This is a genomic window from Clostridium sp., from assembly GCF_036643715.1.
Classification (GTDB): domain Bacteria; phylum Bacillota; class Clostridia; order Clostridiales; family Clostridiaceae; genus Clostridium.
In genome coordinates this window covers 1-12,984 of record NZ_JAVXRL010000071.1, presented here as the reverse complement: position 1 = coordinate 12,984, position 12,984 = coordinate 1, and the positions used below count along the sequence as shown (strand labels likewise).

At 30.2% G+C, this 12,984-nt stretch carries 9 protein-coding genes and 1 pseudogene; 9 read left to right on the top strand and 1 reads right to left on the bottom strand.

The window, feature by feature from the left end; translation table 11 throughout:
• Nucleotides 1-187, top strand: a pseudogene (locus tag RSF37_RS14045) (ABC transporter ATP-binding protein); the annotation flags it as partial.
• Nucleotides 187-1,437: an ABC transporter permease subunit gene (locus RSF37_RS14040; RefSeq protein ID WP_332565013.1), complete on the top strand. Its 1,251-nt coding sequence runs from the start codon at nt 187-189 to the stop codon at nt 1,435-1,437. The pseudogene RSF37_RS14045 and the gene RSF37_RS14040, both read left to right, overlap by 1 nt.
• Before the next feature lie 76 nt (nt 1,438-1,513).
• Here the strand turns inward: RSF37_RS14040 and glsA are convergent, their stop codons facing one another.
• Nucleotides 1,514-2,458, bottom strand: a complete 945-nt coding sequence (gene glsA / locus RSF37_RS14035; RefSeq protein WP_332565012.1) for a glutaminase A — start codon at nt 2,456-2,458, stop codon at nt 1,514-1,516.
• A gap of 573 nt (nt 2,459-3,031) precedes the next feature.
• On the opposite strand from glsA, the gene RSF37_RS14030 reads away from it, so the two are divergent.
• From RSF37_RS14030 to RSF37_RS14000, 7 genes are all read left to right on the top strand, one after another.
• Nucleotides 3,032-4,243, top strand: coding sequence for an ammonium transporter (locus RSF37_RS14030; RefSeq protein WP_332565011.1), 1,212 nt, complete (start codon nt 3,032-3,034; stop codon nt 4,241-4,243).
• A gap of 149 nt (nt 4,244-4,392) precedes the next feature.
• A complete protein-coding gene (locus RSF37_RS14025; RefSeq protein ID WP_332565010.1) occupies nt 4,393-4,569 on the top strand; it encodes a hypothetical protein in 177 nt (58 codons plus the stop codon).
• 33 nt (nt 4,570-4,602) lie between these two features.
• Entirely contained in the window at nt 4,603-6,102 is a 1,500-nt protein-coding gene (locus RSF37_RS14020) for a carboxypeptidase M32 (RefSeq protein WP_332565009.1), read from the top strand.
• A gap of 589 nt (nt 6,103-6,691) precedes the next feature.
• Complete coding sequence (gene gadC / locus RSF37_RS14015; protein ID WP_332565008.1) at nt 6,692-8,308, top strand: glutamate:gamma-aminobutyrate antiporter; 1,617 nt, start codon at nt 6,692-6,694, stop codon at nt 8,306-8,308.
• A gap of 31 nt (nt 8,309-8,339) precedes the next feature.
• Nucleotides 8,340-9,746 (top strand): glutamate decarboxylase, encoded by a 1,407-nt coding sequence (locus RSF37_RS14010; protein WP_332565007.1) that lies wholly within the window; start codon nt 8,340-8,342, stop codon nt 9,744-9,746.
• Between the two features lie 668 nt (nt 9,747-10,414).
• Nucleotides 10,415-11,869: a glutamate:gamma-aminobutyrate antiporter gene (gadC, locus tag RSF37_RS14005; protein WP_332565006.1), complete on the top strand. Its 1,455-nt coding sequence runs from the start codon at nt 10,415-10,417 to the stop codon at nt 11,867-11,869.
• A gap of 127 nt (nt 11,870-11,996) precedes the next feature.
• Nucleotides 11,997-12,984 (top strand): glutamate decarboxylase (locus RSF37_RS14000; RefSeq protein ID WP_332565005.1); only part of this gene is annotated, 988 nt, incomplete at its 3' end.

Sequence of the window (12,984 nt, the reverse complement as noted above, 5' to 3'; positions counted from 1 at the left end):
AAAACAACCATTTGTACTTACATCAGAAGTTAATGAAGATGGAATAAATATAGTTCTTCAATCAGGAACTACATCTGACCTTGTAAAATCTTTAGTACAAGAAGATATATTAGTTGAAGAGATTTATAAAAATAGAGAAGGACTAGAACAAAGATATATGGAACTTGTGGAAGGGGGTATTAGATAATGCTATTTAATTTAGTAAAAAACGAACTTATAAAAATATCAAGAAGATCAAAGACTTGGATAGTATTTGGGTTATTTGCACTTGCGATGATAGGATTTGTAGTAATTGCAAAGGTATCATCAAATCAAATGGAACATTGGCAATCTCCACAAGGTCAAATTGAAAACATAGATAATCAATTATCATGGATGAAAGATGATTTAAAAAGACAGGAAAAAGAAATCGAAAATAGCAATTATGATAAAGAGTCATTAAATAATATTAAAGAGAACATTAATTATCTAAAAGAAGACATTAAGAGGTTAGAAGATGATAGAAAATTACAAGAAAAGAAAATATCATCACCTGAAAATGTTGACTGGAGAGATGAAGTTAAATCTGAGATAGAAAGTTATAAACGTGATATAAAAAATGCTGGATATGATGAAGAAGGCGTAAAACATTTAGAACAACAAATTAAAGATAAACAGTACTTCTTAGATAATAATATTGAGCCAATAGAGAACTGGGAATTCTTCCCGAGCAATGTTGCAGTTCAAGTTATGATGATACTTGGAATGGGAATATTAGTTGCAGGTATTGCAGTATTTATGAGTGATATTGTATCAGGGGAGTGTACTCCAGCTACAGTTAAATTCTTATTAGTACAGCCAGTATCAAGAGCTAAAGTTTTACTTTCAAAGTTCATTGCAATAGTTATTACTGTTGTAGGAATGATAGCAGGTCTAGAAGTTGCTGCCTTTGGAATAATGGGAGCATTTACTGGATTTGATGCAATGAAGATGCCAGTTACGATAGGTCAAAAATATATAATTAATCAAGAGATATTTATTAAACAAGGTTTTAAACAATTAGAATTAGTTCCAGGTTCAGGATATCAATCAACTATGGGAGACTTAGTTTTAAAAGGATTCCTTCTACAATTACTATTTATAGTTGCATGTGTAGCATTTATATTTATGATATCATCATTATTTAAGAGTAGTATGATAACAATGGCAGTATCTGTTATTATAGCAGTTGCATCAACAATGCTTCCAATGGCAAGTGAAAAGATAGCAAGTTATGCTCATCTTAATTTCTTAAATTATAGTAGTCCAATTAACTTGTTAATGGGGGAAATGCCGTTTATGTATCATAACAATCTTAATTTCTCACCACAACTTGGAATTGGTCTTATGATTGGAACTATAATAGTTTCATATATAATATCAAGCGTTGTATTTACAAGAAGAGATATGTTAATGTAAAAAATATTAGGAGTTATCTTATAATAAGATAACTCCTAAATTTATTTTAAAAGCAATTAACTTAAAGTTTAAGTTTTTATCTAAATATATCTAAGTCTAATTCATCACATAAATCTTTAAGTAACTTCATACTAGCAACGCTGTTACCAGGAACATCTAGATTAGGGCTAAATAATCCGATACCACATTTTTGAGGAACTGCTGAAAGTATTCCTCCACCAACTCCACTTTTTGATGGAACACCAATATGAACTGCATAGGTTCCAGATTCATCATATAATCCGCAAGAAGTCATTAAGGATTTAACTATTGTAGCAACTTCTTCTGGGAATAATCTTTCATTATTCCAAGGGCATACTCCACCATTTGCAAGAACAGCACCCATTCTAGCAAGGTCTGTTGCTGTTACTTCCATAGAACATTGTCTAAAGTAAGAATCTAATACATCAGGTATATCAGCATCTAACATGCCATTACCTTTCATATAATAAGCTAATGATCTATTAACATCTCCAGTACTTTTTTCTGATAAATAAATTTCTTTATTTAAAACAATGTCATTATCATTCATTATCTTTCTAAAGAAATCTAATATTCTTCCTGAACGTTCATCGCTATCTTTACCTTTAACTAAAGAATTTGTTGCAATAGCACCAGCATTTACGAATGGGTTAGTTGGTTTATTTCCGTGTCTTATTTCCATATTCATAATTGAATTGAATGGGAAACCTGTTGGTTCAGTGCCTATTTTACTAAATACTCCTTCTAAGCCATTATCTAAAATAGCAAGTATAAGAACTGGAACTTTAGATATACTTTCAATAGCAAATCTTGAGTTACAATCTCCAGCAGAATATTCCTTATTAGTTTTAATATCAATTAAAGTTACACCTAGTTGATTAGGATTAACTTCAGCTAAAGCAGGTATGTATGTTGCTACATGTCCTTCATTTATAAATTGTTTATTTTTTTCTACTAAAGCATCTAAATTTAAATTATCTAAGTTTAAACTATTGCCCATGAAAAATCACCTCATAAATTTTTTTATTTGCGATTACTTATCGTATAAATAAAGCATAGCACTTAGAAAAAGTCGATACAATTAACAATAGGTTAATATTTACATAAATATGTAAATTAAATTAAAAAGTAAAATTATACAAAAAAGTCTATTCTTAATATATTTTGTAGAGTGAAAATGAGCAATATCAATGGATATAGGGAAATAAATATGAAAAAATTAAGTTTATAATATAAAATAAGGTATTTATAACATAAGTCTAATTCAAAAATTAGTAACTTTTTACATATAAAAATGATGTTTAGCGAATAAAGTATATGTTTAATTACAAAAATATACTTTTTTTAAAATGATATTAATGCAAAGTTATTCTAGTTTAAAAAAAGTTAATTATATATAGATAAAAATAGCTAATATTCCATAGTTTTTTCTGAAAATAACTTCAAAGTTTTAAATTTATATGATGTTTGTAAAATATGCCATTTAATTAATACAAATAGAAAGTTTAGTTATAAAATAAGATTTAAAGATAACTTATCATATAAAAATAAATAATAGAAAGGAGTTATTAAAATGTCAGCGATTAATACGGGAAACACTGCATTTATGATTATCTGTACAGCTTTAGTATGTTTAATGACACCCGGTCTTGCCTTATTTTATGGCGGATTAGTTAAAAAGAAAAATGTACTTTTAATTATGATGCAATGTTTTATATCAATGGGAATAGTAACAATAATATGGATATTTGGAGGATTTAGTTTAGCATACGGTACAGACCATTTGGGTATAATAGGAAGTTTTAATCAGTTCTTTGCTTTAAAGTCAGTAGGACTAGCACCAAATGCAGCTTATGGTTCAACAATACCTTTTGTTATGTTCTTTGCATATCAATTAATGTTTGCTGTAATAACAGCACCACTTATGACTGGTGCCTTTGCAGATAGACTTAATTTAAAAGGATATATAGTACTATTAATAGTTTGGACTATATTAATTTATATACCAGTTTGTCACTGGGTATGGGGTGGAGGATTCTTAAGTAAATTAGGATTTATAGATTTCGCTGGAGGAACAGTTATTCATGTTAGTGCAGGTTTCGGAGCATTGGCATCTGTATTATTCTTAGGAAAGAGAGCAATAAAAAAAGGAGAAAAATCAGATCCAAATAACTTAGTTATAGTTGCAATAGGTACAGGGTTATTATGGTTTGGATGGTTTGGATTTAATGCTGGTGGATCACTTGCAGCAGATAAGGTTGCAGCAGCAGCTTTTGTTAATACAGCAATAGCAGCATCAGTTGCAATGGTAGTTTGGATGATAATATCAGTTATAATTAATAAAAAGCTGTTATTTGTAGACTTGCTTACAGGTTCAGTTGCAGGGCTTGCTACAATAACACCATGTGCAGGATTTGTAGACCCAAAATCAGCTGTAATTATAGGTATAATTGGACCTATAGTTTGCTTTTTAAGTATTGCATTAAAGAATAAGATGAAATGGGATGATGCCTTAGATGTTTGGGGTGTACATGGTATGGGTGGACTTACTGGAAGTTTACTAGTAGGTATTCTTGCAAGTGCAACAGTAAATAATGCACAGGGGGGAATGCACCAATTTTTAATTCAATTATTAGGAGTAGTAATTGTTGCTGTTTACTCATTCGCAGTTACATTTATAATACTTAAAGTTATAGATAGTATATTCTCAATTAGAACAACTAAAAAAGAACAGTTAAAAGGATTAGACGATACTTTATTAGGTGAAGATGCTTATTGGGAATAATACTTGCATATAAAATTAAATAGACTACATTAATGTCTCCTTATACGTCTTAAATTTAAGATGTATAAGGAGGCATTTTTATATTTATATTAGATATACTATAGTTATTTGGTATAATAATTCTATAAATAGAAAGAGGAGTGTTTTTAATGTCAGCAGGAGTTGGAGTAAATTGTTTAGAATGTCCAGAAAAGAAAAGTGGAAATTGTGATGGTAACGACTTACAATGTGTTTGTTTTAAATGTCCAAGAAAGTTAAGCGAATGTATAGTTACGAAGTATTGTAGAGAAACTGAGTCAGTACTTTATTTTGGACCGGAATATTAAAATATAAATAAAGAAAGTGGGGTTTTTAATATTATGAGGAAGGAAAAGCTATGTGAATTAAAAGAGGAAATTTCTAGTATAGAGAAGATGAATGGAGCTTTAGAAATAATATACTGGGATATGCAAACAAAAATGCCAAGAAAGGCAATAGAGCAAAGATCAGAAATTATTGAACATTTATCCGGGGAAATATTCAATAGGACAACAAGTGATAAAATGGGAGAAATTCTAGATTATTTCGTGGGAAATATTGAAGGATTATCAGAAATAGACAAAGCTATTATAAAAAATGCTAGAAAAGAGTATGATTACACGAAGAAACTTCCAGAAGAGAGATATAGAAAGTTTGTTGTAGAACAATCACTTTCTCAAGGTGCATGGGAAGATGCAAAAGAGAAGAATGACTTTACAATATTTAAGCCACACTTAAAAAAGATGATAGATTTTCAAAGAGAATTTGCAGAGTATATTGGTTATGAAGATAATAAATATGATGCTCTTTTAAATAAATTTGAAGAAGGATTAACAGTAAAGAAACTTGATATAATTTTTAAGGAGCTTAAAGATGGAATTCTTGAAATATTAAATAAGATAGAGAAAAGCGGAAAAGTTATAAATAAAGACTTTTTGATAGGTAAGTTTAATAAAGAATCTCAAGATAAGTTTGCAAGATTTGTATTAAAGAAAATTGGATATAATTTTGAAGCTGGAAGGCTTGATGAAAGTACACATCCATTTACAACAGGTTTTGGTAATAAGGATGTACGTATTACAACTAATTATTCTGTACCAGACTTTACATCATCAATATTTAGTTGTATACATGAAGCTGGACATGGAATATTTGAACAAGATATACCAGATGAGCTTCAAAAAACTGGTTTAGATACAGCTATTTCAATGAGTATACATGAATCACAATCAAGATTTTATGAAAACATAATTGGAAGAAGTAAAGAATTTTGGGAATACTTCCTTCAATATGCAAAGTATGAATTTAAAGAGTTTAATAATATAACATTAGAACAATTTTATGAAGGAATAAATTATGTAAAGCCTTCACTTATAAGAACAGAAGCTGATGAATTAACTTATAGCCTTCATATAATAATAAGATATGAAATAGAGAAAGCTCTTATAAATGGAGATTTAGATATAGATAATGTTAAAGATGAATGGAACAAGAAGTATAAAGAATATTTAGGGGTAGAACCTAAAAATGATAGTGAAGGAATACTCCAAGATATACATTGGTCTGATGGATCTTTTGGATATTTTCCAAGTTATGCTTTAGGAAATATTTATGGAGCTCAAATTCTTACTGTTATGAAAAATGAATATAAAGATATGTATAGTGATATAAGAAAGGGAGAATTTTCACATATACAAACTTGGTTATGTGAAAATATCCATAAATATGGAGCTATATACACTCCATTACAGTTAATAAAGTCTATAAGTAATGAAGATTTGAACTCAAAATACTTCTTAGATTACTTAGAAGATAAATATTTAACTATATACAAAAAATAATATCAATTTAAAGAAATGTGCTTTTTTTTAATAAATGAGCACATTTTTTGTTAATAAATTAAGATAATAGTGAGTATTTGATAATACTTTTACATAGTTTATGAACAGATGTATTTACCTTGGTTACAAATGTGCATAATTGTAACTATATCCAAAATAAAGTAAAGTTTTTTAATAAACAGTAATTAATAGATAAAAAATAACAATCATACAACTTCTTGTAATCAATTACATCAAGTGATATAGCCGTTATAGAAATTTAATATTTACTAAAAAAGGTCTGAAAAATTATTCAAGTCCCTAGAATAGAGAGTTTAGGGATAATTTAGGTTTTTAATATAGCAAATAGTACTGTAAAACTAAGAGTAACATACTATGGAGGAGTAAAATAAGTATTTTTTTAATTAAAAGAGTTAATTAGGAATTATACAATATTTTGTGAGCTAATATGAAGTTTTACATCGGAAAAATCCATTGCTATACTTTAGCCATGGAAGGGACAGGAAAAATGTTCCTAACTTGCTTAATACTGTCGACAAGTTTAAGTCTATGTTATTTAAAATTAAAAATAATGAGGGGCGTGAATTTTATGGACAATAACTCAAACGTAGGAAGTAAAAAATCACTAGGTTTGTTTGGATTCTTCGCCATAACAGCGTCAATGGTAATGGCTGCTTACGAGTATCCAACATTTGCGACATCAGGATTTAATTTGGTATTTTATCTATTAGCAGGTGGATTTTTATGGTTTATTCCAGTAGCATTATGTGCAGCTGAAATGGCAACCGTTGATGGTTGGCAAACAGGTGGAGTTTTTGCGTGGGTCGGTAATACTTTAGGTGAAAAGTATGGATTCGCAGCAATATCATTCCAATTTTTCGAAATATCAATTGGATTTATAACAATGCTTTATTTCATATTAGGAGCATTATCATATGTTCTTGATTTTCCAGCACTTAATACAAATCCAACAATAAAATTTATAGGAGTGTTAGTACTATTTTGGGGATTAACATTCACTCAACTTGCAGGAACAAAATATACTGCAAAAATAGCAAAAGTAGGATTCATAGTTGGGATAGTTATACCATCATTAATTTTATTTGGATTAGCAATCGCTTACGTAGTAGGTGGTAATCCTATAGATGTTAAAATTAGTGCAGAATCATTCTTCCCAGATTTTACTAAGCTAAATACTTTAGTTGTTTTCGTATCATTTATACTAGCTTACATGGGTGTTGAAGCATCAGCAACTCACGCTAATGAGATGGTAAATCCTAAGAGGGATTATCCATTAGCAATGTTAATATTAGTTATATGTGCAATACTTTTAGATACAATTGGTGGACTTGCTGTTGCAGCAGTTATACCACAATCAGAACTTAACTTAAGTTCTGGTGTTATTCAAACATTCCAAGCTTTAATCGGTCACTTTACAACTACTGGAGGCTGGATGGTAAAGATCGTTGCATTATTAATTGCTGTAGGAGTTATGGCAGAAGTTAGTGCTTGGGTTGTTGGACCTTCAAGAGGTCTATATGTAGCAGCTCAAAAAGGAATTTTACCAACAAGTATGAAAAAAGTAAATAAACATGGTGTACCAGTTCCATTAATTATGGTACAAGGTGTATTAGTTACAATTTGGGCAGCAGTTCTTACATTCGGAGGCGGTGGAAATAACGTTTCATTCTTAACTGCTATGTCACTTACAGTTGTTGTATATTTAGTTGCTTATTTCTTATTCTTCTTAGCATACTTCAATTTAGTATTAAAGAAGAAAAATTTAAAGAGAGCATATCAAATACCAGGTGGAACAGTATTTAAAATGATAGTTGGTATAGTTGGATTTGTTATGTCAATATTCGCATTCGTAATCTCTTTCGTACCACCAGCTTCATTAGATGCTAGCAGTGCAAAAGAATATGAAGCAATACTAATAATAGGTTTTGTAATAGTTCTAATAATACCATTCGCAATTTATGCACTTCATGATAAGAATAAACACAATACATTGGCAGCTGAACCAGTTCCAATGACTCATGATGAAGTTAATAAATTCGTACCACCAGCATTAAGAGGACAACATAAAATAATACCACACCCTGATGATATTATGAATCAAGAAGAGAGTAATACATCAAGTAATTCAGATCAAATTAAAAACACTGATACTTCAAAAGAAAGTACCAATGCTACAAATAAATAATAAATTTTAAAATTATAAGGAGGTCCTTACTATGTTATTTAGTAGAGAAGATAAAAGTTTAAATGATACTTATAGAACACCAATTTTTGGTACAATGGAAGAAGATGTGGATTTACCAAAGTATACAATGGCTAAAAATCCAGTTCAGCCAAGAGTTGCTTACAGATTAGTAAAAGATGAATTAATGGATGAAGGTAATGCTAGATTGAATTTAGCTACATTCTGTCAAACTTACATGGAAGATGAAGCTACAAAATTAATGGCTGAAACTTTAGAAAAGAATGCTATAGATAAATCAGAATATCCTCAAACTACAGAACTTGAAAATCGTTGTGTAAATATGATAGCTGATTTATGGCATGCTCCAACAGATATGAAGTATATGGGAACATCAACAGTTGGATCATCAGAAGCATGTATGCTAGGTGGTATGGCTATGAAGTTCAGATGGAGAAATAGAGCTAAAGCTTTAGGAATGGATGTAACTAGTAAGAAACCAAATCTAGTAGTATCATCAGGATTCCAAGTATGCTGGGAAAAGTTCTGTGTATACTGGGATATCGAAATGAGATTAGTACCATTAGATGAAGAACACATGAGTTTAAATATAGATAAAGTTTTAGATTATGTTGATGATTATACAATTGGTGTAGTTGGAATACTTGGTATAACTTATACAGGTAAATACGATGACATTAAAAAATTAAATGATGTAATTGAAGGATATAATAAAACAGCAAAATTATCAGTACCAATTCACGTTGATGCTGCTTCAGGTGGATTATTTGCACCATTTGTTGAACCTGATTTAGTTTGGGATTTTAAGTTAAAAAATGTTGTATCAATAAGTACATCAGGTCATAAATATGGTCTAGTTTACCCAGGTATAGGTTGGGTAATGTGGAAAGATGAACAATACTTACCAAAAGAATTAATATTTGAAGTAAGCTACTTAGGTGGAACAATGCCTACAATGGCAATTAACTTCTCAAGAAGTGCAAGCCAAATAATAGGACAATACTATAACTTCTTAAGATATGGATTCGAAGGATATAGACAAATTCACCAAAGAACAAAAGATGTAGCGTTATATCTAGCAAAAGAAATAAAAGATATGGGCTTATTTGAAATATATAATGATGGTGCTAACTTACCAATAGTTTGTTATAAATTAAAGAATGATGCTAATGTACAATGGACATTATATGATCTAGCAGATAGATTAGCAATGAATGGATGGCAAGTACCAGCTTATCCATTACCAGAAAATTTACAAGATACTATAATACAACGTATTGTATGCCGTGCTGACCTTGGTCGTAATATGGCAGAACAATTAATTACTGATATGAAATCTGGTATAAAAGCTCTTAATGAAGCTAATGTATTAGATGCAAATAGTAAAAAGAATAAAGGAACTTATGGATTTACTCATTAATCTATAAAAACTGCAAGAAAAAAGTCATATTCCATAAAAAGGAATGTGACTTTTTTCTTGTATTTAGAATGATTATTAATATAAAAATCAAATATAAACTTTATGAAATTCAGTTCAAAAAGCCCTTAAACATAAGTAAATACTAGGTTTGGAGAATGTATAATATTTGAAAATGCAAGAAATACGTCATATTATCTAACTAAATGTAATTTTTGAGAATAATAGTAAAGAGATGTTAAGTTTTTTAATAAAGATTATGCAAATTGGTAAGACAAATTTACCAGAGGGGCTTGTAAACGATTAAAAGTGCCTATACCAAGGGATTTTAAATTTAATAAAATGGAAATAAACATTCAAATACCCCTCTAGGCTAGTAAAATAGGGGCTTTGAGGAAAAGTTATCCAATTTATAAGAGAAATGTGGAGTAAAACTACGAATGAGGGAGCTTTGAAGAGTAAACGGCTAGTGGATACGTTCAAAAATATATGAATCAGAATAAAATGGGATTTTATGAAGAATATTGGAAATTTACACATAAAAACAAGCTTGTTATACTTGGAGACAAGAGGAGGGAAACAGTATATTTCCCTAATCGCTTAAACATGTCGACATTTTTAAGACCTTAGAAATAATAAATAAAATAAAATAATGAAGGGTCGTGTAAGTAATGGGTAATGAAGCAGCGAATACTAAAAAGTCACTAACTTTATTTGGATTCTTTGCAATGACAGCATCAATGGTAATGACAGTATATGAGTATCCAACATTTGCAACATCAGGATTCCATTTAGTATTCTTTTTACTATTAGGAGGATTCTTATGGTTCTTACCAGTAGCATTATGTGCAGCTGAAATGGCTACCGTAGATGGATGGCAAGAAGGCGGTATATTTGCCTGGGTTGGAAACACTTTAGGAGAAAGATTTGGTTTTGCAGCTATATTCTTTCAATGGTTCCAAATAACAGTTGGATTTGTAACAATGATCTACTTTATATTGGGAGCGCTATCATATGTATTTAATTTCCCAGCACTTAATACTAATCCAGTAATAAAATTTGTTGGAGTATTAGTAGTATTTTGGGCATTAACATTTTCACAATTAGGTGGAACTAAGAACACAGCAACAATTGCAAAAGTAGGATTTATAATCGGTATATTAATACCAGCAATTATTCTGTTTGTTCTTTCAATAGCATACGTAGTTGGAGGAAATCCAATAGACGTTGACATTAGTGCAAAAGCATTTGTGCCAGACTTTACACAAGCAAATACATTAGTTGTATTCGTATCATTTATACTAGGTTACATGGGTGTTGAAGCATCAGCATCACACGTAAATGAAATGGAAAATCCAAAGAGAAACTACCCATTAGCAATGTTTGTACTAGTTGTATTAGCAATCGTACTTAACACTATTGGAGGACTTTCTGTTGCAGCAGTTATACCTCAATCAGAATTAAACTTAAGCTCAGGTGTTGTTCAAACATTCGCAGCATTAATTGGACACTTTAGTTCAAACTTAGACTGGCTTGTAAAATTAATCGCAGTATTAATTGCAGTTGGTGTTATGGGAGAAGTTAGTGCTTGGGTTGTAGGACCTTCAAGAGGTATGTATACAGCAGCTAAAAACGGTATATTACCAAAGAAATTAACAGAAGTAAACAAACATGATGTACCAGTTCCATTAATAATGGTACAAGGTGTTGTAGTTACAATATGGGCAGCTGTTTTAACATTCGGAGGCGGTGGAAATAACGTTTCATTCTTAACAGCTATATCACTTACAGTTGTAATTTACTTAGTTGGTTACTTACTATTCTTCATTGGATACTTTGTATTAGTATTAAAGAAGAAACATTTAAAGAGAGCATATCAAATTCCAGGTGGAACAGTATTTAAGATGATAGTTAGTATAGTAGGATTTGTAATGTCAGTACTCGCACTTTGTATATCATTTGTACCACCAAGTTCATTGAATGCATCAAGTGCACATGAATATGAATTAATTCTTGTAATAAGTTTTATAGTAACAATAATAATTCCATTTGCAATATATGCAGCAAGTCATAAAGGTTCTCATAAGAATCAAACTGAACAAAAAGCTGTAGATGGCAATAAATAAAAATATAAATTAAATTTAATAAATTTAATTATATAAAACACGATGTTGAAATTGTGTAATTGAAAATAATCTATTATAAAATTTCAACATCGAATAAAATGATACAGAAATAGGGAGGAATACGATTATGTTATTCACAAGAGAAGATAAAAAATTAGACGACAACTACAGAACCCCAATATTTGGTACATTAGAAGAAGATGTTGATTTACCAAAATACAAACTAAGTAAGGAACCAGTTCAACCAAGAGTTGCCTATAGATTAGTAAAAGACCAGCTTATGGATGAAGGGAATGCTAGATTGAATTTAGCTACATTCTGCCAAACTTACATGGAAGATGAAGCTACAAAATTAATGTCAGAAACATTAGAAAAGAATGCAATAGATAAATCAGAGTATCCTCAAACTACCGAGCTCGAGAACCGTTGTGTAAATATGTTAGCTGATTTATGGCATGCTCCAAAGGAATTATCATTCATGGGAACATCAACAGTTGGATCATCAGAAGCATGTATGCTAGGTGGTATGGCTATGAAGTTCAGATGGAGAAATAGAGCTAAGGCTTTAGGAATGGATGTAACTAGTAAGAAACCAAACTTAGTAATATCATCAGGATTCCAAGTTTGTTGGGAAAAATTCTGTGTGTATTGGGACATTGAAATGAGATTAGTTCCAATGGACGAAGAACACATGAGTTTAAATGTGGACAAAGTTTTAGATTATGTTGATGATTATACAATAGGTGTAGTTGGAATACTTGGAATAACTTACACAGGTAAATTTGATGATATAAAGAAATTAGATAAAGTTCTTGAAGAATATAATAAGACAGCAAAATTATCAGTACCAATTCACGTTGATGCTGCTTCAGGTGGATTATTTACACCATTTATAGAACCAGAACTTGAATGGGATTTCAGATTAAAAAATGTTGTATCAATAAGTACATCAGGTCATAAATATGGACTTGTTTACCCAGGAATAGGTTGGATAATGTGGAAAGATGAACAATACTTACCAAAGGAATTAGTATTTGAAGTAAGCTACTTAGGTGGAAATATGCCTACAATGGCAATTAACTTCTCAAGAAGTGCAAGCCAAATAATAGGACAAT

Excerpts from the sequence above, each read along its gene's own strand:
- gadC (WP_332565006.1), top strand. The coding sequence starts at position 10,415 with ATGGGTAATGAAGCAGCGAATACTAAAAAGTCACTAACTTTATTTGGA.
- RSF37_RS14040 (WP_332565013.1), top strand. The coding sequence starts at position 187 with ATGCTATTTAATTTAGTAAAAAACGAACTTATAAAAATATCAAGAAGA.
- glsA (WP_332565012.1), bottom strand. The coding sequence starts at position 2,458 with ATGGGCAATAGTTTAAACTTAGATAATTTAAATTTAGATGCTTTAGTA.
- RSF37_RS14030 (WP_332565011.1), top strand. The coding sequence starts at position 3,032 with ATGTCAGCGATTAATACGGGAAACACTGCATTTATGATTATCTGTACA.
- RSF37_RS14025 (WP_332565010.1), top strand. The coding sequence starts at position 4,393 with ATGTCAGCAGGAGTTGGAGTAAATTGTTTAGAATGTCCAGAAAAGAAA.
- RSF37_RS14020 (WP_332565009.1), top strand. The coding sequence starts at position 4,603 with ATGAGGAAGGAAAAGCTATGTGAATTAAAAGAGGAAATTTCTAGTATA.
- gadC (WP_332565008.1), top strand. The coding sequence starts at position 6,692 with ATGGACAATAACTCAAACGTAGGAAGTAAAAAATCACTAGGTTTGTTT.
- RSF37_RS14010 (WP_332565007.1), top strand. The coding sequence starts at position 8,340 with ATGTTATTTAGTAGAGAAGATAAAAGTTTAAATGATACTTATAGAACA.